Source organism: Neptunomonas marina (assembly GCF_004005935.1).
GTDB lineage: Bacteria > Pseudomonadota > Gammaproteobacteria > Pseudomonadales > Balneatricaceae > Neptunomonas > Neptunomonas marina.
The window spans coordinates 1-24,447 of sequence record NZ_SACQ01000005.1 but is presented as its reverse complement, the minus strand read 5'-3'; the positions used below and the strand labels follow the sequence as shown (position 1 = coordinate 24,447).

25 protein-coding genes are annotated in these 24,447 nt (G+C 49.4%); 8 read left to right on the top strand and 17 right to left on the bottom strand.

The features are described 5' to 3' along the window. The 10 genes from lpxD to rpsB all read right to left on the bottom strand — a co-directional run bounded on the left by lpxD (position 1) and on the right by rpsB (position 9,975). Positions 1 to 1,038, bottom strand: coding sequence for a UDP-3-O-(3-hydroxymyristoyl)glucosamine N-acyltransferase (lpxD, locus tag EOE65_RS11110; protein ID WP_127694398.1), 1,038 nt, complete (start codon positions 1,036 to 1,038; stop codon positions 1 to 3). Beyond that, the gene (locus EOE65_RS11105; protein WP_127694397.1) at positions 1,038 to 1,544 is read right to left on the bottom strand and encodes an OmpH/Skp family outer membrane protein; all 507 of its coding nucleotides are present in this window, start codon (positions 1,542 to 1,544) and stop codon (positions 1,038 to 1,040) included. The genes lpxD and EOE65_RS11105 overlap by 1 nt, the downstream gene beginning before the upstream one ends. Before the next feature lie 11 nt (positions 1,545 to 1,555). Further along, entirely contained in the window at positions 1,556 to 3,880 is a 2,325-nt protein-coding gene (gene bamA, locus EOE65_RS11100; RefSeq protein WP_127694396.1) for an outer membrane protein assembly factor BamA, read from the bottom strand. Positions 3,881 to 3,910: 30 nt separating this feature from the next. Continuing rightward, a complete protein-coding gene (gene rseP / locus EOE65_RS11095; RefSeq protein ID WP_127694395.1) occupies positions 3,911 to 5,266 on the bottom strand; it encodes a sigma E protease regulator RseP in 1,356 nt (451 codons plus the stop codon). A gap of 3 nt (positions 5,267 to 5,269) precedes the next feature. Further along, positions 5,270 to 6,082 carry a phosphatidate cytidylyltransferase gene (locus EOE65_RS11090; RefSeq protein ID WP_127694394.1) on the bottom strand — a complete coding sequence of 271 codons (813 nt, stop codon included), beginning with the start codon at positions 6,080 to 6,082 and terminating at the stop codon, positions 5,270 to 5,272. Then, the gene (gene uppS / locus EOE65_RS11085; RefSeq protein ID WP_127694393.1) at positions 6,076 to 6,837 is read right to left on the bottom strand and encodes a polyprenyl diphosphate synthase; all 762 of its coding nucleotides are present in this window, start codon (positions 6,835 to 6,837) and stop codon (positions 6,076 to 6,078) included. The genes EOE65_RS11090 and uppS overlap by 7 nt, the downstream gene beginning before the upstream one ends. A gap of 39 nt (positions 6,838 to 6,876) precedes the next feature. Then, on the bottom strand, positions 6,877 to 7,434 hold the full coding sequence (gene frr / locus EOE65_RS11080) for a ribosome recycling factor (protein WP_127694392.1): 558 nt from the start codon (positions 7,432 to 7,434) through the stop codon (positions 6,877 to 6,879). Continuing rightward, complete coding sequence (pyrH, locus tag EOE65_RS11075; protein WP_127694391.1) at positions 7,424 to 8,185, bottom strand: UMP kinase; 762 nt, start codon at positions 8,183 to 8,185, stop codon at positions 7,424 to 7,426. The genes frr and pyrH overlap by 11 nt, the downstream gene beginning before the upstream one ends. Before the next feature lie 90 nt (positions 8,186 to 8,275). Continuing rightward, positions 8,276 to 9,136, bottom strand: coding sequence for a translation elongation factor Ts (gene tsf, locus EOE65_RS11070; RefSeq protein WP_127694390.1), 861 nt, complete (start codon positions 9,134 to 9,136; stop codon positions 8,276 to 8,278). Positions 9,137 to 9,240: 104 nt separating this feature from the next. Continuing rightward, positions 9,241 to 9,975, bottom strand: a complete 735-nt coding sequence (gene rpsB, locus EOE65_RS11065; protein ID WP_127694389.1) for a 30S ribosomal protein S2 — start codon at positions 9,973 to 9,975, stop codon at positions 9,241 to 9,243. Positions 9,976 to 10,298: 323 nt separating this feature from the next. On the opposite strand from rpsB, the gene map reads away from it, so the two are divergent. Genes map through EOE65_RS11050 form a run of 3 tightly spaced genes read left to right on the top strand, consistent with a single transcriptional unit; the run spans position 10,299 to position 14,092 of the window. Beyond that, positions 10,299 to 11,069 (top strand): type I methionyl aminopeptidase, encoded by a 771-nt coding sequence (gene map / locus EOE65_RS11060; protein ID WP_127694388.1) that lies wholly within the window; start codon positions 10,299 to 10,301, stop codon positions 11,067 to 11,069. Between the two features lie 16 nt (positions 11,070 to 11,085). After that, the gene (locus tag EOE65_RS11055; RefSeq protein WP_127694387.1) at positions 11,086 to 13,782 is read left to right on the top strand and encodes a [protein-PII] uridylyltransferase; all 2,697 of its coding nucleotides are present in this window, start codon (positions 11,086 to 11,088) and stop codon (positions 13,780 to 13,782) included. A 10-nt stretch (positions 13,783 to 13,792) separates the two neighbouring features. Next, positions 13,793 to 14,092 carry a DUF1244 domain-containing protein gene (locus tag EOE65_RS11050; protein ID WP_127694386.1) on the top strand — a complete coding sequence of 100 codons (300 nt, stop codon included), beginning with the start codon at positions 13,793 to 13,795 and terminating at the stop codon, positions 14,090 to 14,092. Between the two features lie 10 nt (positions 14,093 to 14,102). Here EOE65_RS11050 and EOE65_RS11045 read toward each other — a convergent pair whose 3' ends face one another. Further along, positions 14,103 to 14,552, bottom strand: coding sequence for an LPP20 family lipoprotein (locus tag EOE65_RS11045; RefSeq protein WP_127694385.1), 450 nt, complete (start codon positions 14,550 to 14,552; stop codon positions 14,103 to 14,105). Continuing rightward, complete coding sequence (locus tag EOE65_RS11040; protein ID WP_127694384.1) at positions 14,549 to 15,241, bottom strand: FlgO family outer membrane protein; 693 nt, start codon at positions 15,239 to 15,241, stop codon at positions 14,549 to 14,551. Before EOE65_RS11040 ends, EOE65_RS11045 begins: the two co-directional genes overlap by 4 nt. Before the next feature lie 137 nt (positions 15,242 to 15,378). Between EOE65_RS11040 and EOE65_RS11035 the strand changes: the two genes are divergently transcribed. Next, on the top strand, positions 15,379 to 16,593 hold the full coding sequence (locus tag EOE65_RS11035) for a flagellar assembly protein T N-terminal domain-containing protein (protein ID WP_127694383.1): 1,215 nt from the start codon (positions 15,379 to 15,381) through the stop codon (positions 16,591 to 16,593). A gap of 71 nt (positions 16,594 to 16,664) precedes the next feature. Further along, positions 16,665 to 16,853, top strand: coding sequence for a cell division protein ZapB (gene zapB / locus EOE65_RS11030; RefSeq protein WP_127694382.1), 189 nt, complete (start codon positions 16,665 to 16,667; stop codon positions 16,851 to 16,853). A gap of 6 nt (positions 16,854 to 16,859) precedes the next feature. On the opposite strand, the gene EOE65_RS11025 is transcribed toward zapB, so the two are convergent. Next, positions 16,860 to 17,516, bottom strand: coding sequence for a YiaD family glycine zipper/OmpA-like lipoprotein (locus tag EOE65_RS11025; protein ID WP_127694381.1), 657 nt, complete (start codon positions 17,514 to 17,516; stop codon positions 16,860 to 16,862). A 214-nt stretch (positions 17,517 to 17,730) separates the two neighbouring features. Here EOE65_RS11025 and EOE65_RS11020 point away from each other — a divergent pair, with 214 nt between their 5' ends. Then, positions 17,731 to 19,644: a beta-ketoacyl synthase gene (locus tag EOE65_RS11020; protein ID WP_127694380.1), complete on the top strand. Its 1,914-nt coding sequence runs from the start codon at positions 17,731 to 17,733 to the stop codon at positions 19,642 to 19,644. Between the two features lie 14 nt (positions 19,645 to 19,658). Continuing rightward, a complete protein-coding gene (locus tag EOE65_RS11015) occupies positions 19,659 to 20,063 on the top strand; it encodes a hypothetical protein (RefSeq protein WP_127694379.1) in 405 nt (134 codons plus the stop codon). Here EOE65_RS11015 and EOE65_RS11010 read toward each other — a convergent pair. The 3 genes from EOE65_RS11010 to EOE65_RS11000 all read right to left on the bottom strand — a co-directional run bounded on the left by EOE65_RS11010 (position 20,060) and on the right by EOE65_RS11000 (position 23,353). Beyond that, complete coding sequence (locus EOE65_RS11010) at positions 20,060 to 20,833, bottom strand: TatD family hydrolase (RefSeq protein ID WP_127694378.1); 774 nt, start codon at positions 20,831 to 20,833, stop codon at positions 20,060 to 20,062. The two genes, EOE65_RS11015 and EOE65_RS11010, sit on opposite strands and share 4 nt — an antisense overlap. A 29-nt stretch (positions 20,834 to 20,862) precedes the next feature. Next, on the bottom strand, positions 20,863 to 22,449 hold the full coding sequence (locus EOE65_RS11005; RefSeq protein WP_127694377.1) for a peptide chain release factor 3: 1,587 nt from the start codon (positions 22,447 to 22,449) through the stop codon (positions 20,863 to 20,865). 256 nt (positions 22,450 to 22,705) lie between these two features. Then, positions 22,706 to 23,353 carry a LexA family protein gene (locus EOE65_RS11000; RefSeq protein WP_000854920.1) on the bottom strand — a complete coding sequence of 216 codons (648 nt, stop codon included), beginning with the start codon at positions 23,351 to 23,353 and terminating at the stop codon, positions 22,706 to 22,708. Between the two features lie 117 nt (positions 23,354 to 23,470). Between EOE65_RS11000 and EOE65_RS10995 the strand changes: the two genes are divergently transcribed. Further along, the gene (locus tag EOE65_RS10995; RefSeq protein WP_024015942.1) at positions 23,471 to 23,722 is read left to right on the top strand and encodes a helix-turn-helix domain-containing protein; all 252 of its coding nucleotides are present in this window, start codon (positions 23,471 to 23,473) and stop codon (positions 23,720 to 23,722) included. Between the two features lie 384 nt (positions 23,723 to 24,106). Here EOE65_RS10995 and EOE65_RS10985 read toward each other — a convergent pair. Beyond that, positions 24,107 to 24,447 (bottom strand): transposase (locus EOE65_RS10985; protein ID WP_164847091.1); only part of this gene is annotated, 341 nt, incomplete at its 5' end.

Below are 24,447 nucleotides of genomic sequence, written 5' to 3'. Positions count from 1 at the left end.
TTAACTCGAGATATTTTCAACTTTTTGTTCCAATAGAGCGATTCGTTTAGCCATGCTATCCAGCTGCTTAAATCGAACCACATTTCGCTTCCAGCTTGTATGGCCTTCCTGACCGGTACCAGAAGATACAACTTGACCTGGTTCTGTCACGCTGCGGCTTACCAGCGACATTGCAGTTACATGAGTTTTTTCAGCAAGGACCAAGTGCCCCGCGACTCCCACACCACCTGCCAGTGTCGAGCGGGCGCCAATTTTAGTGCTTCCAGCGATACCAGTACAGCCGGCAATCGCAGTTTTTTCGCCGATAACGACGTTATGCGCTATTTGCACCAAGTTATCGATAATAGCGCCGTCTTCGACCACTGTATCTGAAAGAGCACCTCTATCGATGGTAGTATTGGCACCGATCTCTACACCATGACCAATCCGAACACCGCCTAATTGGTGGATCTTTTCCCAGCCATTCGCTGAAGGCGCGAAACCAAACCCATCAGCCCCCAACACAGCATTACTGTGAATTAAGCACCGCTCACCAACATTGACGTGATCGTATAACACCACACCCGCCTCTAAGCGTGTGCCTGAGCCAACGTGGCAGTAGCGACCTATAGTAACGTTAGGCCCAACATAAACGCCCTCACCGATTGAGCTACCAGTACCGATTACTGCACCATCAGCAATAAAAGCGGTTGGCGCGACGCTCGCCTCGCAATGAATAACGGCAGACGTCGCAACATGCGGGGTAACATCATCGCGCCAATCAAACAGCGCCGATGCTTTGGCGTAAGCCAGATAAGGGTTTGGCACACGAATGTAAGCAATATCAGCTTTAGGGGGTTCTAAAGTCTCGGCAACGAGCACAGCTGTCGCATTGGTAGACTTTAGATACTTCGCATAACGAGGATTTGCTAAAAAGCTCAAATTACCAGATTGCGCTGATTCCAATGTACTAAGACCTGCTATCTGCAGATGTTCATCTCCCTCGACTTGGCCGCCGACATGCTGTGCGATTTCAGAGAGAGTGTAGTGCTTCGGCATTAGCGATTATTCAACATATCAACAACACGTTTGGTAATATCGTGCTGTTTACGCGCATATACAGTCGCTTGCTTAGCGATGATAATGTCGTACTCATTTGAGTCGATCAGCTCGCGAATGATAGCGTCCATTTTAGGGCGCATCATCTCTAGGAACTCTTGCTCTTTCTGTGCCTGCTTTTGCTGAATCTGCTGACTGCTACGCTGGTACTCTTCGAAGGCTTTCTGAAACTGCAAACGCGCTCGGTCAGCTTCATCTTTAGACATTGAACTACCCTCTTTCTGAAGGCGCTCACGAATCTTTTTAGCCTGCATTTCCAACTCAAGAATACGATCTTGATCAGTTTTCAGTTCTGACTTGAGCTCTTCGCGATACTGCTTCGCAGCCTTAGTCGATAACAAAGCTTCTTGAACACCCAACACCGCAACTTTTCCGTCAGCCATAGCCGTTGTTGCAAATAGAACACCGCAAGCTAACGCCAGCGCAGAAAGTGTCTTTTTAATCATTTTCTATCCTTTTAAAAGCTCTGACCAAGAGAGAACTGGAACAGCTGTGTTTCGTCGCCTGACTTATCATTCAACGCTTGACCCACACTGAGTGAAAGAGGCCCCATTGGCGATAACCATGTAATACCGACACCCGCGGAGTAGCGCAGTTCATCAAACTTAACGCCCTCTTGGCAGAAGGAGTTCTCTGACGAAGATTTGACACACTCAGAAGCAAAGACGTTACCGCCATCCACAAATACCAATGAACGCCATGCCGATTGGTCCTCAATAAACGGCAGCGGGAAGATCAGTTCAGCGCTACCCACCATCATAATATTGCCGCCAAATGGGTCGTTGTTCGAGTCACGTGGGCCTAATGAGTTGTTATCAAAGCCACGAACGGTACGGATACCGCCTGCGAAGAAGTTCTTGAAGAACGGATATGCATTGCTACCGTAGCTGTCCGCGAAACCTAAACGGCCTTTAAAGCCAAGTACCCAGTTAGAGCCATCAGTGATTGGGCGATACCATTTTCCACGATAAGACGCTTTGTAATAACTTAAATCACCTACGGGAACACCGAGCTCCAAACTCAGGCGGTTTTCATAACCTCTAGTCGGGAAGATGGCTCGGTTTAGGTGGTTATCTTGCCAAGCCAGCGTACTCTTCACGTTGAAGTATTCATCACCCTCTTGCTTGATAAACTCATTGATCTCTTCAACGGGCTTGAAAGGGTTCGTTTTAATATTTATGTTTTCTAAACCAAACGAGAAGCTCAAGCGCTGATAATCATCGATTGGGTAACCAAATGTGATACCGCCACCGAACTCATCCAAAGAGTAACTACTGACATCATCCTCTTCGAAGTCGCGCTTACGATAGAAGACGTCAAAACCGCGGCTAACACCGTTGACCGTGTAGAAGCGATCAAGATAGTTGAAGCTCACCTCTTTCTTGGTCGAGCTGTTAGCGATATTGAAGCCTACTTTTTTACCCGATCCTAAAAAGTTATCCTGCTGTACACCCAAGTCGATAATAAACCCATCGCTCTGGGAGAAACCTAGACTCGCAGTAAACTGGCCAGACTGCTGCTCTTCGAGTGTATAGTTAAGATCAACTTGGTCATCTGTACCTGCAACGGGTGTCGTCTCTAAATTGACATTACGGAAGTAGCCGGTGCGCTCTAACTTCTCTTTCGTACGCTCAATATTCTCGACCGAGACCAGTGCCGCTTCCATCTGCTGCATTTCACGGCGAATAACATGATCTGCTGTATCGCTATTGCCTTTAATATTGATTCGGCGAACGTACGTTAACTTACCCGGCGCGACAAAATACTTAAGGCTGACGGTCTTATCGTCTTCGTTAACTTCAGGAATGGGGCTAACATTGGCAAACATATAACCACTGTTGCCATACAGCTTGGTGATTTTATCCTGCACATCGATCATATCTCGGCGCGAGAACAGCTCACCGGATTTCAGGCTCAGGGCGTTGTCGACCTGCTCTTGAGGAAGTACAAGATCACCCGTTACCGCAACATCCTTCAAACGGTACTGTTCACCCTCATCGATGCTAACCGTGATAAAGACGCTTTTCTTATCCGGCGTGATCGAGACATCGGTGGAGTTTACAGCGAAATTCACGTAGCCGCGGTCCATGTAATAGGACTTGAGGCGCTCTAGATCTCCTGACAGTTTCTCCCGAGCATAACGATCGTCTTTAGTATAAAAAGACCAGAAACTAGGCAGCTTCAAAGAGAATAGCTTTTTTAGTTCCTCGTCAGAAAAGGCTGTATTACCTACGATATTAATATGCTGGATAGAGGCAACACTGCCCTCCTTAACATTAATGTTTAGCGCTACGCGGTTTCCTGCCAGTGGTTCTACTTCTGTATCAATGGCCGCACCGTAACGGCCCTGGCCTACATAGAGACGTAACAGGTCGAGCCGAATTTGGTCTAGAGCCGAGCGTTTAAATACATCACCCTCTTTTAAACCTGACTGCTCCAACCCTTCCAGCAACGCTTCATCTTTGATGACTTTATTGCCGTCTAAACGGATCAAACTGATTGCAGGTCGCTCTTTAACCGTTAATACAAGAAACTGATCTTCGCGTGCGATCGAGATATCTTCAAAGTAACCCGACTTAAACAGCGCGCGTGTTGCATCGGATAAGCGTTGCTGGTCAACGGTATCGCCTGAGGCGATAGGAAAATTACGAAAGACGATGCCAGGCTCTACGCGCTCAATCCCTTCTAAACGTATATCTTGCACTTGAAACGGCTGAAACATCGCGTTCGCGACACTGGCCCATAAGCTCAAGCCCGCAGCAAATCCTAATTTCTTAAGCATCTATTTTTTCCTAAACAACACTTATTGGCTTTAGAGGCGCATAAAATCGTTTATCAGCGCCAAGCTCATCAGGGAAAACAGTATGGCAGCCCCTATTTTGAAGCCCATTACTTGGACTCGTTCGCTAACAGGCTTACCGGTCACCATTTCAACTAGGTAATAAACCAAGTGCCCACCGTCCAAAACAGGAATAGGGAGCAAATTGAGCACCCCTAAACTGATACTTAGGTAAGCCAGAAAACTGATAAAATCTTCTAAACCAGAGGCAGCAGAAGCGCCAGCCACTTTAGCAATCGTGATCGGGCCACTCAAGTTTTTGACAGAGATAACGCCTTCAATCATCTTCCAGATCGAATCGAGCGTTAAGGTGATCATCGACCAGGTTTTGCCAACAGCCTCAGCCACCGCATCAATCGGGCCATAACGCAACTCACGCTGCATCTCTTGGGGCCACTCCGGTAGCTGTACTTCGGCACCAATTAAACCAACCGTTACGCCATCATCTCTGCGATGACTCGCTGGGGTCACGACAATATCGAGCTCGCGCCCATCGCGTAAAACAAGAAAGCTAAGGGGCTTACCTGCCGACGCTTTTATTATTTCCACAAAAGCGGCCCACTCTTGAACGGGCTGTCCATCAACCGCCACAACAAGATCGCCCGCTCGAATGCCAGCCAAGCTTGCTGAACCACCATCAACCACTCGAGCAAATTGCGGCTTTACAACGGGGCGATATGGAGAGATTCCCACGGCAGCTAGCGGAGATTCGTTTTCTAGATCGACATGCCAATTCTCAAGGCTTAAAACGTAATTTCGAGGCTCAGCGCTCGCTGATGTTTTTACACCTAGATCCAGCTGCTTACTTTCGCCTACATGCGCAGCCAACGCTAGATTAACTTCCTGCCAAGAGCGCGTATCTCGGCCATCAATGGAAACAATTTCAGCACTAACAGGAACGCCTGCGCGCGCTGCAATGGACGCTGGATCGACCCCACCGATAATAGGCGCAACGGTCGATACACCAGAGAGAAACATCGCCCAATACGCGATGACAGCGAAAATCAAATTAACGAGCGGTCCGGCGGCAACAATCGCGAAACGCTGGTAGACAGACTTGCGATTAAACGCTTGGGCCTTTAACGCTTCCGGCACTTCGCCTTCGCGCTCGTCCAACATTTTGACGTAGCCACCCAAGGGGATAGCCGCAACGACATACTCTGTGCCGTCTTTACCGCGTCGGCTCCAAAGCGCTTTACCAAACCCCACGGAAAAGCGCAGCACTTTCACTCCACAGCGTCGAGCTACCCAAAAGTGCCCCCACTCATGAATCGTCACAAGGATGCCCAAAGTAACAATTAAAGACGCTACAGTGTGTAAAAAGTCCATAAACTATGCCAACGAGAGCGCGGATAGGCCAATGTAAAAAAACGGCACCGCAGCTAAAATACTATCGATGCGATCAAGCACACCACCATGCCCAGGTAAAATGCGACCGCTGTCTTTTAAACCTGCATGTCGTTTCAGTAGGCTTTCAAACAGATCTCCCATTACGGAGACCAAGCCAACAACAACACATAGCAACGTTAAAAGGACCAAATTCAAAAGACTTAGTTCATTCCAGTAGGCAAAACCTGCTGCGGTTAGCGCCACTGCGAATAGACCACCAAACACACCTTCCCAGGTTTTCTTCGGGCTGACATTTGGCGCAAGCTTGCGACTGCCCCAACGCTTACCCGAGAAGTAAGCTCCGATATCAGCCGCCCATACGACCAGAAGAACAAGCAGAATCCAGCTATTACCAGCATTTAACGCTTTTAGCTCCACCATACTCAACCAAGCGGCAGAGAGTAGCAACAAACCGATGAGCGCACGAATAGCCGTTGATTGCCATGCACCGGGAATGGGGTATCGATACACCCAGATAAAAGCGATACCCCAGACAAGCGCCGCAGGTAAAAGAACCGTAACACTGGAGCCTGCTGAAAAGAGCTGCTGCGCAACGGCTAGTGCTAAAAAAACACCACTGGTAAACAACGCCTTAGTCGCTACGTTGCGAAGCCCCGCTAAGGCTGCCCACTCCCAAGCACCGAGCAGCGTCACAAAAGCAAAGAAAAGCGAAAAATACTCTAAGGGGAGCAGGAAAACACATGCAAGCACAACAGGAGCCAATAACGCAGCCGTAATAACACGTTGTTTTAGCACTTATCGGCCTCTAGTTGTTCACTGGTTTTGCCAAAGCGACGCTCCCGAGTACAGAAGTCGCGGATCGCTTCGCCTAATGATTGCTTACTAAAGTCAGGCCAGAACAGGTCACTGAAGTAGTATTCGGTGTATGCCATTTGCCAGATGAGAAAATTACTAATACGACTCTCTCCACCTGTACGAATGCATAGATCTGGTTTGGCTTGACCGTAAAGGGCGAGGTAAGGGTCAAACGAAGCTTCGGTTAAATCAGACGGCTTCTTCTCGCCCGACAAGCAGTCTTCAGCGAAACGCTGGGCAGCTTGAACAATATCCCACTGGCCACCGTAATTGGCTGCAACGTTTAACGTCAAACGTGTATTTTCAACCGTTAGCGCTTCGACTTTAGCGATTCTCTCTTGAAGAGCTGGACTGAAACGGCTTTTGTCTCCGATAACATTGAGACGAATGCCATTCTTTTGCAGCTTGCGCGCCTCACGATCTAGCGCCAGCATAAAGAGTTCCATTAACCCTTTAACTTCTAGCTCCGGTCGTTTCCAGTTTTCGCTACTGAATGCAAACAGCGTCAATGACTCAACGCCATACTCAACACAGCCTTCAATGACGCTACGCACGCTGTCAACACCCGCCTTATGGCCTGCCAGACTTGGCAAACGACGGCTCTTAGCCCAGCGATTATTCCCATCCATAATAATAGCGATATGCTTGGGCAGCTTTCTATCATGGGGGATGTCTAACTTTTCATATACGGACATAAAAGCAACAGGGGCGCCGCAACGCCCCTTAAAACCCTGTTAGATTTCCATCAAATCCGCTTCTTTTTTCTCAAGCAGGCTATCGATTTCAGAAACGTACTTATCAGTCAATTTCTGGATGCCATCCTGACCGCGGCGTTCTTCATCTTCAGAGATCTCCTTCTCCTTAAGAAGATCTTTCAAGTCGCTGTTCGCATCGCGGCGAATGTTACGCACCGATACACGCGCTGTTTCAGCTTCTTGACGAGCCTGACGAATGTAGCCTTTACGCGTCTCTTCAGTCAGCGGCGGCATTGGAACACGAATCACGCCACCATTTGTGGCAGGGTTCAAGCCCAGATCCGACTTATAAATCGCTTTCTCGACGTCTGTTACAAGCTGCTTTTCCCATGGAGAGATCATCAGCGTACGCGCATCTTCAACGCTTACGTTAGCCACTTGTGACAAAGGCACATCAGAGCCGTAGTAAGAGATCTGAATGGAGTCCAGCAGGCTTGGGTGCGCGCGCCCGGTACGAATCTTCTTAAAGTTTTCAACCAACGCATCAGCACTTTTCTTCATGCGTGCTTCAGCATCTTGAGCGATCTCATTCAGCATACTTTTCTCCTATTTCCTCACCTTCAGTGATGAGGGTACCTTCATCGCCACCCATAAGCAGATTCACAAGAGCGCCTGGGCGGTTCATATTAAATACTCGTAACGGCATCGCATGGTCACGAGTTAAGCAAATAGCAGTCAGATCCATAACGCCGAGCTGCTTTTCTAATACTTCATCGTATGACAGGTGTAGGTAACGCTTAGCACTCGGATCCTTCATCGGATCTGCCGTGTATACACCGTCTACTTTTGTCGCTTTCAAAACAACGTCAGCTTCAATCTCGATACCACGCAAACACGCTGCTGAATCAGTTGTAAAGAAAGGGTTACCCGTGCCAGCAGAGAAGATAACCACATCGCCCTGGCTCAAATAACGCATCGCGTTACGGCGATCGTAATGATCAACCACACCGCTCATTGGGATAGCAGACATAACGCGCGTCGCAATATTGGAGCGTTCCAACGCATCACGTAATGCTAGAGAATTCATTACAGTTGCAAGCATACCCATGTGGTCGCCAGTTACGCGATCTAGGCCTGCTGCGCTAAGTGCCGCACCCCGAAATAGGTTGCCGCCACCAATCACTATACCAACCTGAACACCAATCCCGACTAGCTGGCCAATCTCAAGGGCCATACGGTTGAGAACTTTTGGGTCGATACCAAAATTCTCTTCGCCCATCAGCGCTTCACCGCTGAGCTTTAAAAGAATACGTTTATAATGGGCACGCTTAGTGTTTTCGGTAGGCATAAGAAGTCTCCGCGAACGAAGTTAGAGGAATTAGAGTCTAAACGATGAATGCGCTGCAATACAGCACATTCATCGGATACAAAGTAGAGCTTAGCCGTTCAGCTGAGCAGCTACTTCTGCAGCGAAGTCAACTTGTTCAACTTCGATACCTTCACCCACTTCCAAACGAGCGAAAGAAGCAACGCTACCACCAGCAGCTTTTACCATCTCACCAACTTTTTGGTCTGGGTTTTTAACGAACTGCTGCTCAACAAGGCTGTTTTCAGCCAAGAACTTGTTGATACGACCAACAACCATCTTCTCAGCGATTTCAGCAGGCTTGCTAGCCATGTCTGGCTGAGCCATGATGATCTCTTTCTCTTTGTTGATCACCTCTTCAGGCATATCATCTTTAGATACAACCTGAGGGTTAACAGCTGTTACGTGCATAGCAACGTCTTTCGCCGCTTCAGCATTAGCACCGTTTAGCGCAACGAGTGCAGCGATACGGTTGTTGCTGTGTACGTATGCATCTACGTTTTCGCCTTCAACTACAACTGCGCGACGAACACCGATGTTTTCACCGATCTTCTGAACCAGCGCTTCACGTGCAGATTCCAGCTCACCAGCCATCAAAGAAGCAACGTCTTCTGTCTTAGCAGCAAATACTGCATCGGCTACCTGAGAAGCAAACGCCAAGAAGCCTTCATCGCGCGCAACGAAGTCAGTCTCAGAGTTGATTTCAACGATAATGCCGTAAGAATTATCATCTGCAACTCGTGCAACAACAACACCATCAGCTGCTGTACGACCTGCTTTTTTAGCAGCCTTCATACCAGAAGATTTACGCAGCTCTTCAATCGCTTTCTCAATATCACCGTCATTTTCAGCCAGTGCTTTTTTGCACTCAAGCATTCCAAGACCAGTACGATCACGCAGTTCTTTAACCAGCTTCGCTGATACACCCGCCATTTTTCATTACCCCTTGATTGGTTCAATCAAAATCTAAAAAAGGGGAGCGCGGCTCCCCTTATATACGACTCTGCAGAAGATAAACTTCACATTTGACAGAGTAATTACTCTGCAGCAGACTCTTCTACTTCAACGAATTCGCTCTTTTCGCCACCAGCAACTTCACCACCTTCAGCACATGCATTTGCAACAGACTGAACGTAGATTTGGATTGCGCGCAGTGCGTCATCGTTACCTGGGATAACGTAATCAACACCATCTGGGTTGCTGTTCGTATCAACGATACCGATAACTGGAATGCCCAGCTTGTTCGCTTCGTTTACAGCGATACGCTCGTGATCAACATCAACAACGAATAGCGCGTCTGGAAGACCGCCCATGTCCTTGATACCACCGATAGAGCGCTCTAGCTTATCCATTTCACGCTGACGCATCAGCGCTTCTTTCTTAGTCAACTGAGCGAAAGTACCATCGTTCGCTGCAGATTCTAGGTCGCGTAGACGACGGATAGACTGACGAATAGTTTTGTAGTTAGTCAGCATACCACCCAACCAACGGTGGTTTACGTAAGGCATGCTTACACGCTGAGCTTCTTCTTTGATGATTTTGCTAGCTGCGCGTTTAGTACCAACGAACAAGATTTTGTTCTTGTTCTGAGCCATACCTTTAACCACGTCCAACGCACCGTTCAGTGCTGGCAGCGTGTGCTCAAGGTTGATGATATGGATTTTGTTACGAGCACCAAAAATGTATTGAGACATTTTTGGGTTCCAGTAACGAGTTTGGTGACCAAAGTGAACACCTGCTTTTAGCAGGTCACGCATTGTAACTTGTGCCATGATTTAGCAATTTCCTGTAGTTTATTGGGTTTTACCTCCACATACCCCAGCTCCCAACCGCAGTGCGGCACCCAGAAACTGTGTCGGTATGTGTGTGGGATATACTCCGAAACCGTACCTGCGATTTCGGGTGCGCGATTTATACCACAAAGCGCCCTTTGATTAAAGATAAATTACTCATCCCCTACAGTTCCTTGCGCAATAAGCTGCCGCCGAGCATGGGATATTTTCCACAAGCGAACGAGGTTGATACAATTGCACGACAGTCCTTTTAATCTTCTGCAGCAGTCACACACTGCCTGCAGCTAATACGTGATGACTTTATGACTATTGTTATTAAAACCGCTGAAGAAATTGAAAAGATGCGCGTCGCGGGGCGCCTTGCCGCAGAGGTGCTTGAGATGATCGAGCCCCATGTAAAAGCGGGCGTAACGACGAATGAACTGAATCAAATTTGCCACGACTACATCACGAATGAGCAACAGGCGATTCCAGCACCTCTTAACTATCACGGTTTTCCCAAGTCAATCTGCACGTCAGTCAACCAAGTTGTCTGCCACGGCATCCCAAATGACAAGAAGCTAAAAGACGGTGATATAATTAACATCGACATTACCGTCATCAAAGATGGCTACCATGGCGACACGAGCAAAATGTTCTTTGTTGGCAAAGAGCAACCTCACGCTCGCCGTCTCGTTGACGTGACACTCGAGTGCCTGCAAAAAGGTATTGAACTGGTCAAGCCTGGTGCCAAACTTGGCGATATTGGCCACGTGATCCAGCAGTATGCAGAATCCCAGCACTATAGCGTGGTTCGTGAATACTGCGGCCATGGCATCGGCAAGGAGTTCCACGAAGAACCTCAAGTGTTGCACTACGGCCGCCCCGGTACCGGCGTCACCCTCGAAGAGGGTATGATTTTTACGATTGAGCCAATGATCAACGCAGGTAAGCGCCACGTCAAATTATCTAAGAAGGATGGCTGGACCGTGGAAACTGCCGACCGCCGCCTATCCGCGCAGTGGGAACATACGATCCTCGTGACTGCCGATGGCTACGAAGTTCTGACCAAGCGTAGCGAAGAAAACTATTAAAATGAGTTAAGCACCTATGACAACGCACCTTCAGCAACTCGTCGATGTCGGCGACTATATCGACAGCGAAACGATGGAGCTGCGGCTCATCACCGGAGAGCCTCCGTTTAAGGTTTATAAAGAGACCATTGCACAGGCTACCGAGGAGATGAACGAACGTTTCCGCGAAGGTGAAGATATTCGCAAGCTGGTATACGGGCGAGCGAGCGTTATCGATAGGGTGCTAACATCAGCATGGAATCTCTTTGACTGGCCATCGGATGCGCAAGTATCACTGGTTGCCGTCGGAGGCTACGGTCGAGGAGAGCTCCACCCTCATTCCGATGTCGATATCATGATTTTGGTGGATGGCATCGAACCACAGGCATTTGAAGAGAGCATCAGCCAGTTCCTCACACTTTTGTGGGATATCAATCTCGAGATTGGCTCTAGCGTACGCACCATTGAAGACTGCTACACCGAAGCGCGTGACGATATCACGATCGCTACAAACCTCATTGAGTCACGCCCCCTAACCGGGGACCCTACGCTACACCAACGCATGTATGACCGCGTTACCTCGGAAGGCGCTTGGACAGATAAAGAGTTCTTTCTGGCCAAGCTGCGAGAGCAAACAAATCGCCACGAGAAAACGAATAACACTGAGTACAACTTAGAGCCGAATCTCAAAAACTCACCCGGCGGGTTGCGGGACCTGCAAACCATTGGCTGGGTTGCCAAACGGCACTTCGGTGCAACATACATACGAGACCTGGTCGATCATGGCTTCGTAACCGAGTCTGAACTCGAAACCCTCAACAAAGGCGAACTCTACCTGTGGACCGTGCGCTATGCGCTGCACTTGCAGTGCAACCGCCGTGAAGACCGTCTTTTGTTCGACCATCAACGATCTCTGGCCGCGTTCTTTGGTTACGCTGATCAAGACGGCGCGCTGGCTGTTGAGCAGTTTATGAGCAAATACTATCGTGTCGCCATGACGATGGCCGAGTTCAACGATATGTTGCTCCAGTATTTCGATGAAGCGATCCTCAAAACCGAAGATGAGCAGGTCGTTACACCGATTAACAAACGCTTTCAGATTCGTAACCGCCGTCTCGAAGTGACCTACGATAAGGTATTCGAGCACCACCCCTTTGCACTGCTTGAATCTTTTGTGTTGATCGCTCAAAACGATGAGATCACTGGCGTGCGCGCCTCAACGATCCGTTTGATTCGTGACCACAGGCATCTTATTGATGATGAGTTCCGCAACGATCTGCGCAACACCACACTATTCATGGAGTTACTGCGCTCGCAGAACGGCGTCTCCACAGAACTGAAGCGCATGAACCGCTACGGCATCCTTGGGCGCTATTTGCCGGAGTTTGGCCGTATAGTGGGTCAGATGCAGCACGACTTGTTCCACATCTACACCGTGGATGCGCACACGCTAAAAGTTATTCAGAAGATGCGCCAATTCCGCCACCCTGAATATCGTGAGCAGTTCCCCATTGCCCATCGCGTTGTTAACCAACTACCTAAGATCGACCTGCTTTATATCGCAGGTCTCTTCCATGATATCGCTAAGGGCCGCGGCGGCGATCACTCGGAGCTAGGTGCCGTGGATGCCATGGCATTTTGCGAACGCCACCATTTAGGCAAATGGGATAGCCACCTTGTGGCTTGGTTGGTGGAGAACCACCTTCTCATGTCGATGACGGCGCAGCGTAAAGATATCTCGGATCCTGAGGTGATACATACCTTCGCGATGCAGGTACGTGACATTGTGCACCTCGATTACCTCTATGTGCTGACGGTTGCGGATATCAACGCTACCAACCACACCCTTTGGAACAGTTGGCGGGCCACACTGATGCGCCAGCTCTACATGGAAACTAAGCGTGTATTGCGCCGAGGCCTCGAAAACCCGATCAACAAAGAGGATCGGATTGAGCAGATGCAGCACGAGGCGATGTTCATCCTCAAGCGCGCCGGCAAACCAGAAAACGATGTTGATGACTTTTGGCACACGCTGGGCGAAGACTACTTTTTACGCGAGGAAGCTAAAAATATTGCTTGGCACACCCAGTCGATACTAGAGCACGGCGATAACGAGCTACCGCTGGTATTGATCCAGAAAACTTCCTATCGCGTGTATGAAGGCGCCACAGAGATCTTCATCTACAGCAAAGATCTACCGAATCTCTTCTCGGCGACCGTCGCGACACTCGACCAGCTGCGCTTAAACATCCAAGATGCACGCATCATCGTGACGGACGATGGACGCACGCTAAACACGTACACCGTACTGACCGACGATAATGAGCCTCTTTCAGAGAACCCCGCCTATTTAAATAGCATTCGTGAAAAGCTGATTGACGCACTGGATGATCCAGAAGATTATCCAGAGATCATTCATCGACGTGTGCCAAGGCAGATGAAACTGTTTGCCATGCCAACACGGGTTTTCTTGAGCAACGACCCAAACAACCATTTGACGGTTATGGAAGTTCAATCACCCGACCGTCCAGGTCTGCTGGCGCGTATTGGGCAGATTTTTTCTGAGATGAATATATCAGTACGCAAGGCGAAGATCGCCAGCGTTGGTGAACGCGTGGAGGACTTCTTCTTTATTACCGATGAGCATGGCCAGCCCTTCAGTGATGTTGAGCTGTGTGAAACTTTGCAACGTAGAGTCTGCAAAGAACTCGACGAACATATCCGCGACGAATAACGGGAGCCTTATGGACACTAAAACACAAACCGAAATCGAAGCCGCTGCATTTCGCCGCCTTGTGGCTCACTTAGACAGCCGCAAAGATGTCCAGAATATCGACCTGATGAACCTTGCTGGTTTTTGCCGTAACTGCTTATCTAAGTGGTACTTAGCGGAAGCGCAAGAACGCGGCGAAGAGATGGATTATGATGCCGCTCGCGAAGCGATTTACGGCGAGCCGTACGCACAATGGAAAGACAAGTATCAGCAGGAAGCAACCGCTGAGCAGCTCGCAGCATTTAACCAAGCCACGAGCGACAAAGCTTAACTAACAGCGATCACTGCAGCTCGCTCCAGGCGCGCTGCAGTTGATTCATATCCACCTCTAATACCGTCGCATACGTATCATCCTGCACCGGATAACTCTTGACCACCCGGGCACCACGCACAAATCCTGCAACAGCTGTTTTAAAAGAGTCGCTCTGTAGCACCATATCGTTGACCGTTGTGGTACCGAAGACATACTGTCCGTGCACAATACCCACCAGTTCTTGATATGCCCGTAGCTTAGAGGCCCGCATCGCCATCACAACTTTCTGCTGCCGCGTTGCACCAGGCTGCAAACTAATAGGTGCATAGCCGGTTGCACTCACCCAAACCGGTTCAACAGGTTCAACGGATGTGGGTGGAAGATCTGGCAATGCTTCAACAAGTTCAACAGCTGTTTTTCCTGCCGTCTCACAACCGGCCAACATAACAGTTAAAAGCAGTAGTCCAATATATTTCATCGCGTTGCCCTTGCTGGCCCAACACCATTTTCAATGATGTATCCGTTTTGTAGTGCTTTCACCGGATCAAACCCCGGACGCATCCCCTCCAGCAGATCATTGCTGATATGCGTTTGTGCTGACGCCAAGACTTGGCGAGTGGTGGTGTCTAGCACACGTGCATTCAAAGTGATGCCATCGGGATGTTTTGCGTAGGTCCCCGTCAGGACAAAAAAGATCTTATAACGCTGCCGTAACGCCGAGATATTTTGTCGCGATACCGGCGACTTCACCGTCGTGGCTAAACTAACCGCGCGATAGTCAACCAAGTTATAGCCACGCTGTTGCATCGGGAATATAAAACTCTCTGAAATACGCTCACCCAATAGCGGATCTGGCACGCTGTTGCGCAGCGGCATAAACTTAACCACTGCAACAGGGAAGCGCTTCACTCGACTTTGATTCAAGCCATTGATGAGCTGATCAGACATCTGCTCCACCGCTTGGCTGACCGGGTCACTCAAGCGCGGCTGTTCAATGGAGCCATAGGTATGAGGCTCAGCCACGACCTGATTCCGCGCCTGATTCACCACCGCCTTGCTCGCTTGCGGGCTCAGCTTCTCGATGGTTACCGCAACAGGCTGCTGGTAGCTGCATCCTGATAACCCAAGTACTGACAGCAACAATAGGCTAAATCGCTTATATTTCATGCTTTGTGCTCATACACTTTTTCAGACCAATTTATCACACTTTTCACATCGGTAAGCAGATCAACGATAGATTGCATGTCGCCGGCAAATTGCATACCTTTCTAGCGTCTATTAACTATATCGGTCGGGCCCCACTCATGTTGAGATATATTCGATCAACTCTACTGCTCCTTCTACTCGGTGTTGTTTCCGCGGCACATGCCGCCAGCATTGAGGCGACGGGACAAGCGTTTCTGGTCGATGGTGATTTAGGAAAAGCACGGGAACAAGCGATCAACGATGCAAAGCGCCAGGCCTCGCTACAAGCAGCCGCCTACATCAGCAGCACTCAGCAGTTGAGCAACGGCATTCTCGAGATCGATAATATGCGCGTCTCTACACTGAGTACAATTCGCGACGTTGAAGTGTTGGATGAGAAGCTGTTCGGCAACAAGCTCCATGTGCGTATCCGCGCCGAGGTAGAGGTGGATACCGCCTGCGAAAATGGCGGTTCAGGCAATAGCTTTCGCAAAACTGTTGCAGTGTCAGCCTTTCCTGTTGAACAACCTGCACAGAAAAACCTTGGGGGCTTTCGCCACATCGATTCACTCCTCGCCAAACAGCTCGTTGAGCGAATCAACCGCCACCCAAACCTATCAGCACTCAATGCAGGGCACTTACAGCTACAAAATCCCTTGAGCACAGCGGCCACTCACCAATTAGACAATGGTGCTCTCACCACACTCATGCGCCATAGCCAGCAGTTGGACACGCAATATATCGTCTCTGGTGTGGTACGTGATCTTTCGATGGTCGACCCAAGCGTTATGCAAGAGGAGAACCTCTTCGTATCCACCTACAATCGCTTAGACTACAAAAGTGATAAACACCTACGTAACTTTGCTATCGACCTCTATATTCACGACGGCTTTAGCGGTGCACTGATCGACCAGTTCAGCCTTGCCACACAGGGACGCTGGACGTTACAACCCAACCAACAAACCGGCTTTGCGACCCCCGCTTTCTATGAGCAAGCGTACGGAAAGGCAGTGGCCGATCTCTTAAAAGATGCCGCCAAGCAGATCACTGAAAAACTACGCTGTATGCCCTTTTCTGCCCGGATTACGGCTGCAGACAGCAACCGTTTGTGGATAGCCTCTGGCCAACGCAGTGGCTTAAAGGTCGGTGATAAGCTGTCGGTTTACCGTAAAAGCGTCATGTATAATCCATCAGGCCCAGCGACTACGGAACTGATTAACACTCAGCAGACTCTGACCATTAGCGACGTTCAAGCAACGTCGGCTTCTGGCTTTATCGAAGGCTCAACATCACAGCACAATATCCAAATCGATGACGTTGTAATCTTCTGGTAAAGGTTTACTTCATTGGGGCCGCCTCTATAATCAGCGGCTCTTATATATCAACGGGTAACAAGGGTCCTGCAATGCAAACAGAACTGTTCAATCAGTTAGAAGCAAAAATTGAAAACATGATCGACGAAGTCGAGCTGCTACGCTTAGAGATCGCAGAGCTCAAAGAAGCCAAAGCTGCGCTAGAAGCTGAGCAGCAATCAAACGTCGATAACCTGCAGCGCCTGCTAGGCAAATTCTCTACGCTTGATGCTGCTGAGTAACGCGAACTAATTAGCGCGCGTTCCGCGAATGCTAATCTCGACACGACGGTTAAGCGCACGCCCGGCAGCCGTCGTGTTATCTGCTACGGGGTAACGTTCGCCATAGCCCTGTGTACTGATCCTCAAACGCTCCACTCCTGCGCCAGTTAGAAAGTTAGCCACACCCGCCGCTCGGCGTTCAGACAACGTCTGGTTATACTCGAAGCTGCCTTTGCTATCTGTAAAGCCTTCAACCTGAATAACCGTCTTATCATATTCGCGCAGTACCAGCGCCACCGAATCCAGCACAGGGTAGAAGCTATTCGCGATCTGATAATCTTCCGTATTGAACGTAACATGGCCCGGCATCACCAAACGAATCGCATCGCCTTGGCGCTGAATACCAACACCCGTACCCGCTAGGCGCTCTCTCAACACCGCCTCCTGCTGATCCATGTAGTGGCCGATGCCGCCGCCGATGCCACCGCCAACCAGCGCGCCAATCGCAGCACCTTTGGCACGATCACTGCGGCTAGAAACGGCAGCGCCTAAGAGCGCGCCCGTCACTGCGCCAATCCCTGCGCCTTTTGTTGCTTGACTTGTTTTCTGTTCGCCCGTGTAGGGATCGATTGTCGAGCAACCTGCCAGTAGCGCAACCAGCAACACAGGGGTAAGTTTTTTCATCTTAAAGGACCTCAATTAATCTACACTACGCGCTTTAAGACTTGCCAGCAGGCGAATAATTCCTTCACTCACGCGACATAACACCGTAATCAAGGTCTATCGCTATGATTTATTGTGGATATTCCCTATTCCCTATCTAGCAACGACTTACGTCTATCGCTAGAATAATGCGTTACACACGAGATTCAGCTAGTTTCCAGCCGAGGAGTTTTCATTGTCTCATCTACCTCTTATCGTCGGTTTTGGTGGCGTAAACCCCGCCGGACGAGGCTCATTCCACCATGCCTATCGCCGCATTATTCTGGATAAGCTAGACGTACAAACCCAGCAACAAACGCTCTTGAATCTCGCCACATTGATGGGTTTAGCACAGTATCAGGACGGCCAATACCTTAACCAAGCCGGTGAAGCGTGTGCCTTGGATGCTCTGCTAAGCGATATCAACGATCAGATTCTAAATAGCACCCTGATCCGCCAGATCGAGCCAGACACGTTTGATGTAAATAAGGTGGTGATGAACAAAGCTGCAGCACTGCAGCCCACGGAAGATTCACTGAGCTTTACACTGCGCAAACGCCAATTGCCTAATGTGATCCCTGACAATTGGACCGTCGAGTCCACGAATGGGCAAGAGGTCAAGATCACCGTTGCTGGCAAGCTGGACGCCATTTTACCCGACTTCAAAGAAGCACCGGTTAAGGCGGCAGGTCAACTACCAACCGGCTTCAAGCCTGGCACGCTCTATCAATCTCGTAACCACCCACGCAATCTACAGATGACGGTTTTCGCCGCATCCGATGCATTGTCGTCAGTGGGTATTCCGTTTGAAGAGATCCTCAACCAAGTCGCGCCCGATCACGTGGCTGTTTATGCCAGCAACTCAATTGGCCAGTTAGATGACTTAGGCTTTGGTGGTTTAACGAAATACCCCTCTATCGGGAAACGCACCTCATCCAAGCAGATGCCGCTGGGCTATGCCCAGATGCCAGCTGACTTTGTTAACGCTTATATCCTTGGCAACGTCGGTACTACCGGTGGTGCACTCGGTGCCTGTGCAACGTTCCTTTATAACTTACGCAGCGCCGTACAAGATATCCGCAGCGGTAAGCGCAAAGTGGTCTTGGTTGGCGGCAGTGACGCTCCCGTGACTCCCGAAGTCATCGAAGGCTTTCGCGCTATGGGCGCACTTGCCGAAGATAAAGACTTAAAAGCGCTCGACAAAAAAGAGCAACTGACACCTGCGGACTACCGCAAGGCGTGTCGTCCGTTTGGTGATAACTGCGGCTTCACGATCGGCGAATCAAGCCAGTTTGTCCTGCTCATGAGCGATGATCTGGCAATGGAGCTCGGTGCTGAGGTCTACGGCCTAGTACCCGACGTGTTCGTCAATGCAGATGGCCATAAAAAATCGATCTCCGCACCGGGTATCGGTAACTATATGACCCTTGGTAAAGCAGCATCGTTGGTCAAGAGTGTACTGGGTGAAGAGTCCTTGCAGCAGCGCTCGTTTGTGCAAGCTCATGGTACAAGCACCCCACAAAACCGCGTTACTGAGTCGCACGTTATTAACGAAATCGCCACAGCATTCGATATTCCTGCGTGGCCAGTGGCTGCCGTGAAATGCTATTTAGGACACTCCCAAGGAACCGCCGGTGGCGATCAGCTCACCACATCGCTAGGTACTTGGGCATACGGTTATATCCCGGGCATTCAAACCACCACGCATATCGCGGATGATGTTTACCAAAGCAACTTGCGTTTCTCTCAAGAGCACGTTGAAGTTGGCCAAACCGGCATGGACACCGTTATCCTCAACTCCAAGGGCTTTGGTGGTAACAACGGCAGTGCACCAGTCTTTGGGCCACATGTTGCGAAGGCACTCCTGCGTAAGAAACACGGTGAAGCCCGCTACACGGCTTGGGAACAAAAACGTGCCGCGACGCTCGAGTGCGCAGAACAGTACAACTATGAAGCAACCCATGGTTTAGCACTGCCCATCTATCGTTACGATAACAACGTGCTGGAGGGGTATGACTTGGATATTACCGCCGAGCGTATCAAACTCCCAGGCTATACAAACAGCATCAGTTTGGCCGAAGAGAACCCATTCAGCGACTTTATGGACTAATAGGGATAAAGATCATGACATATCACGCGATTGGAGCCACACTGCTTTCAGCAGCAATTCTGAGCGGTTGTATGGGAAGCCAGTCCCAGCCAACCGTATCTGATCAGGCGTACTATGTTATTGATACTCGCTCAGGACATATCTGCCAACAACGCTCACGGGAATGTATTCGCCTCAGCATTGTGGCAAGCCAGAATGGTTCTCTTGCTCCAGTAGAAAGCGCTTACGGGCAGCGTATCGTCGGGCCAAACTACCCTCGCAGTCTGATGAACATGCTCCTTGCACCTAAGGACGGTAGCTATACCGCTAAGCCTCTGGATGAGAGTGGTAAGCGCTATGCGCTGCCGCGTAACGCCAAAACAGACAAGGCTTGGACCACACTTAACAATCTTTATAACCGTATCTACGACAGCTATTAAGATGTAGTCGGTAATCCCGGAAACAGCGCTAACGCATTCGCCGTTGTGCGCTGTGCCACCTCCTCAACTGACACTCCTTGAAGATCCGCCAATAACTGCGCAACCCTCGCCACCGCAGCCGGCCCGTTAGGCTTACCTTGAGCGCCTTGCAGCGGCATATCAGGGGCATCCGTTTCCAAAACCAATGCATCGAGTGGTAGTGCTGCAAACAGCTTTTTGACCCGCATAGCGCGCTCGTGGCTGATAACCCCACCCACCCCTAACTTAAAGCCAAAGCCTATATAGCGCTCGGCTTGTGCTGCACTGCCACTAAAGGCATGGACAACGCCACCTTGCTGAAACTGCAGCTCCCGCAGCACCTTTAATACTTGGTCGTGCGCTTTACGGACATGCAAGATAACAGGCAATTCAAAACGTTTTGCCAATCTCAATTGCGCTTTAAAAAGCGCTAGCTGTTGCTCGGACGTATCAAGACCATGATAAAAATCGAGGCCAATTTCACCCACCGCTAGCGGCTGATAGGTTTGCAGCGCTTGCTCTAACACCTCAAGAGAAGTGGCTGAGTGTTCAGATAGAAAACAGGGGTGAAGACCCAGCGCAAAGCCAAAGGCGTGATGGCTGGCCAGCGTAACGACCCGCTCAAAGTGCTCCGCCGCCACCGCCGGTACGACAAAACGTGTGACGCCGCACTGCTGCGCACGGGCAACAACGGCACCGATTTGATCAGCTAAGATCGGAAAATCGAGGTGGCAATGGGTATCAACCAACATATTCCACTGCCTCCTCTATTCGGCACCGATTAGTGCTCGCGTGTTGCGCGGAATTGGATATCAGGCCAACGCTCTTCGGTAAGGCTCAGATTCACGCGTGTTGGAGCAAGATAGGTCAGCAAACCACCGCCGTCGATCGCGAGGTTCTCGTAACCTTTCTTACGGAAGTCATCCACCATGCGCTGATCATCGCACTCAACCCAACGTGCCGTTTGGACCGAGATCGGCTCGTACTTACACTCTACTTTGTACTCATCTTTAAGGCGGAACATAACCACTTCAAACTGCAGTTGGCCCACCGCGCCAAGAATCAAATCATTGTTCTTGAGCGGCTGAAACAACTGCACCGCACCCTCTTCTGATAACTGCTGCAAACCTTTTTGCAGCTGCTTCATCTTCAGTGGGTCAGTTGGACGTACTGCTTTGAACATCTCGGGCGCGAAGTGAGGGATACCGGTGAATTTAAGCTCTTCACCTTCAGTGAAGGTATCACCAATCTGAATCGTCCCGTGGTTGTGTAACCCGATAATATCGCCCGACCACGCCTCTTCCACGTTAGAGCGGTCACCTGCCAAAAAGGTGACGGCATCGGCAATCTTCACATCTTTATTGATACGTGTATGGCGCATCTTCATACCCCGTGTATAACGGCCCGAGCAGATACGCATAAAAGCGATACGGTCACGGTGTTTGGGGTCCATGTTTGCTTGGATCTTAAAGACGAAACCACTGAACTTTTCTTCATCAGCGGCAACCTCGCGCGATGTCGTCGCACGGCTAATCGGTGCGGGTGCAGCTTCAACGAAACTGTTCAGCATTTCACGCACACCAAAGTTAGCTAGTGCCGTACCGAAAAAGACCGGTGTCAGCTTACCCGCTAAAAACGCCTGCTCATCAAAAGGATGAGTGGCGCCACGCACTAGTTCAACCTCATCGATAAAGTCATCGTATAGGTCATCTAGTAGCTCTCGTGCTGCGTCGCTATCAAGGCCTTGGATCTGAATATCGTCCGGCAATACAGCGTTTTGCCCCGGTTTGAATACATGGATTGTATCCGTATAAAGGTTATAAACACCTTTAAAGAACTTACCCATACCGATCGGCCAATTGATGGGCGCAGCTTCAATCTTCAGCACCTCCTCGATCTCATCGAGCAACTCGATAGGATCACGGATATCACGGTCAAGCTTGTTCACAAACGAGAAGATCGGCGTATCACGCAAACGGCAGACATCCATCAGCTTGATGGTACGGTCCTCGACACCTTTTGCGCCATCCACCACCATCAAGGCAGAGTCAACCGCGGTAAGCGTACGATAAGTATCTTCAGAGAAGTCTTCGTGTCCGGGCGTATCGAGTAGGTTAACGACGCGATCATTCCAGTGGAACTGCATCACCGATGAGGTGATCGAGATGCCTCGATCCTGCTCCATCGTCATCCAGTCTGATGTCGCGTGGCGATCACTTTTCTTGCCTTTAACCGTACCCGCTTTCTGGATAAGGTTGCCGAGCAACAACAGTTTTTCAGTGATCGTCGTCTTACCCGCATCCGGGTGAGAGATGATAGCAAAGGTCCTTCGCTTATTGATTTCATTAAGAAAATCTTGGTTTGCCATGTATAAATTCTTTTAGTTTGTACACGGATTTGTACACACTTTTGGAAGTACTCTCTTTTCAGTTCTTCGCTTGTCAAATCCGTCGTGTTAATCGTAATTGGCCGCTATTTTCGCTGATCTTGACTTTATAAACAATCAATGGTTATCTAATCGGTTACCATTTACTCTCAGCGTGCACCAATGCTCAGTTGTAGCTGTTTGCAATCGTTGCTTCTTCAGCTAATGAACAACTGTGGCTAAACCACAAATTCCTTCGCTACCAGAAATCGATGATAGCTTGTCGTACTACACCGATGATGGTGCAGTTGCCGTTGATCGGTATTGCAGGGTATTGCGGGTTCAAAGGTTTTAGATACTTCTGTTCACCATCAATAACCAACTGCTTAAAGGTTGCTTCTTTCGAATCATCCAAACGCGCAACAACCAATGAACCTGAAGAGTAAGGTAACTCAGGATCAACAACGATCACTGCCCCCTCAGGTATGGATTTTTTTCCGCTTGGATTTTCCATACTGTCGCCTTTTACGCGAAGTGCGAAACAACCCTCATGTGCTTTCCCAGTGACTTCACGCCACTCCTCAGCATCTTCATGGGCAAATCCCTCCGCTATTTCAGTCCAATCACCGGCCTGAACCCAGTTAATGAGAGGAATTCTTCCCTTAATATCAGGCCCGACTTCTACATTACCGACCCCCAAGCCAATCTCGCCATCACCTGTGGCGAGCCAATGAGCATTCACGCGAAGCGCCTCCGCGATCTGCATGGTGTAACGAGACCTAGCCGATTTACCAGAGCAAATCTGGCTGATCGACTGCTGTTTGATACCAATGCGACGAGCCAACTCAGACTGAGTTACCCCAGTAAGCTGCAAGGCATGGTTTAGTCGTTCGGATAAAGTTTTCATAAGCCCGCATTCTACAAATAAAACTGTAGTCTTTCAACAATTTTAACTGTTGACTTATCTACAGTTTAAACTGTAACATTCAATCTTGTAACAGTTATTATTGTAACAGGAGACGGTATGGAAGTGTTCAAAACGACACAAAAACATCTCCGCCGTGCCATTGACTTGGTCGGCGGGCAATCAGCATTAGCAAGAGCCATCAACTCAAAACAGCAAAACGTCTGGTTTTGGTTGAATAAATCAGGGCGTGTTCCCGCTGAATTCGTTTTACCCATCGAACAAGCTACGCAAGGACAGGTAACCCGATCTCAGTTAAGACCGGACATCTATCCCGAATGCCCAAGCGAGCTGAAAGCCAGTAACCAGTAGGATTAAGGGCAAATAATGGTCAGCATTTTACGTAAACACAAAAGCGAGTTCCTCCATGCGTGATTATGGCAAGGTCTATACCCGCTTTTGGCTAAAGCAAAATGTTTTGTCCTGGAGTGACTCAGCGAAGTTGCTAGGACTGTATTTGCTTACATGCCCACATTGTAATTTGCTTGGCTGCTTTCGACTGCCGATTGGTTACGTTGCTTCTGACTTGAACTGGGATGAGCAACAGGTTGCCAAGACGTTAAGGATACTACGAACAAGTCAGGTAATTTTGGTCTGACTTGCTCGCACGCCAACAATACTTCAAATGAGCCATTTAGCCCCAGTTTTCTCACTATGATGCTGCTCTGAGCAACTAAAATCCGTCATTTTGACGGATTAACCCCGCGCCGCTCGTATCATTTGATCAACACGCAGGATATTTCCAAGCGCAAACAGCACGGCGAGCTTGTTATCATTTTTAGACAGGCCTTTGTAGACGGCTTTGCGGAACCCAAACTGACATTTCAACATTCTAAACGGATGCTCAACTTTCGCTCTGATACTCGCCTTTAAGTATTCCGTTCGGATTCGCTGCTTATTGAGACGGGGGTGCTTTTTCCAAGCACGTATCTTGCTAGGCATCTCTGCCACTAACCAATCGACTTTCCTATCCTTTGTTTCTGTCCTCTTTTCTACGCCACGGTAACCCGAGTCCGCTGATACAAATGATTCATTAC

Excerpts from the sequence above, each read along its gene's own strand:
- lpxD (WP_127694398.1), bottom strand. The coding sequence starts at position 1,038 with ATGCCGAAGCACTACACTCTCTCTGAAATCGCACAGCATGTCGGCGGC.
- EOE65_RS11105 (WP_127694397.1), bottom strand. The coding sequence starts at position 1,544 with ATGATTAAAAAGACACTTTCTGCGCTGGCGTTAGCTTGCGGTGTTCTA.
- bamA (WP_127694396.1), bottom strand. The coding sequence starts at position 3,880 with ATGCTTAAGAAATTAGGATTTGCTGCGGGCTTGAGCTTATGGGCCAGT.
- rseP (WP_127694395.1), bottom strand. The coding sequence starts at position 5,266 with ATGGACTTTTTACACACTGTAGCGTCTTTAATTGTTACTTTGGGCATC.
- uppS (WP_127694393.1), bottom strand. The coding sequence starts at position 6,837 with ATGTCCGTATATGAAAAGTTAGACATCCCCCATGATAGAAAGCTGCCC.
- frr (WP_127694392.1), bottom strand. The coding sequence starts at position 7,434 with ATGCTGAATGAGATCGCTCAAGATGCTGAAGCACGCATGAAGAAAAGT.
- pyrH (WP_127694391.1), bottom strand. The coding sequence starts at position 8,185 with ATGCCTACCGAAAACACTAAGCGTGCCCATTATAAACGTATTCTTTTA.
- tsf (WP_127694390.1), bottom strand. The coding sequence starts at position 9,136 with ATGGCGGGTGTATCAGCGAAGCTGGTTAAAGAACTGCGTGATCGTACT.
- rpsB (WP_127694389.1), bottom strand. The coding sequence starts at position 9,975 with ATGGCACAAGTTACAATGCGTGACCTGCTAAAAGCAGGTGTTCACTTT.
- map (WP_127694388.1), top strand. The coding sequence starts at position 10,299 with ATGACTATTGTTATTAAAACCGCTGAAGAAATTGAAAAGATGCGCGTC.
- EOE65_RS11055 (WP_127694387.1), top strand. The coding sequence starts at position 11,086 with ATGACAACGCACCTTCAGCAACTCGTCGATGTCGGCGACTATATCGAC.
- EOE65_RS11050 (WP_127694386.1), top strand. The coding sequence starts at position 13,793 with ATGGACACTAAAACACAAACCGAAATCGAAGCCGCTGCATTTCGCCGC.
- EOE65_RS11045 (WP_127694385.1), bottom strand. The coding sequence starts at position 14,552 with ATGAAATATATTGGACTACTGCTTTTAACTGTTATGTTGGCCGGTTGT.
- EOE65_RS11040 (WP_127694384.1), bottom strand. The coding sequence starts at position 15,241 with ATGAAATATAAGCGATTTAGCCTATTGTTGCTGTCAGTACTTGGGTTA.
- EOE65_RS11035 (WP_127694383.1), top strand. The coding sequence starts at position 15,379 with ATGTTGAGATATATTCGATCAACTCTACTGCTCCTTCTACTCGGTGTT.
- zapB (WP_127694382.1), top strand. The coding sequence starts at position 16,665 with ATGCAAACAGAACTGTTCAATCAGTTAGAAGCAAAAATTGAAAACATG.
- EOE65_RS11025 (WP_127694381.1), bottom strand. The coding sequence starts at position 17,516 with ATGAAAAAACTTACCCCTGTGTTGCTGGTTGCGCTACTGGCAGGTTGC.
- EOE65_RS11015 (WP_127694379.1), top strand. The coding sequence starts at position 19,659 with ATGACATATCACGCGATTGGAGCCACACTGCTTTCAGCAGCAATTCTG.
- EOE65_RS11010 (WP_127694378.1), bottom strand. The coding sequence starts at position 20,833 with ATGTTGGTTGATACCCATTGCCACCTCGATTTTCCGATCTTAGCTGAT.
- EOE65_RS11005 (WP_127694377.1), bottom strand. The coding sequence starts at position 22,449 with ATGGCAAACCAAGATTTTCTTAATGAAATCAATAAGCGAAGGACCTTT.
- EOE65_RS11000 (WP_000854920.1), bottom strand. The coding sequence starts at position 23,353 with ATGAAAACTTTATCCGAACGACTAAACCATGCCTTGCAGCTTACTGGG.
- EOE65_RS10995 (WP_024015942.1), top strand. The coding sequence starts at position 23,471 with ATGGAAGTGTTCAAAACGACACAAAAACATCTCCGCCGTGCCATTGAC.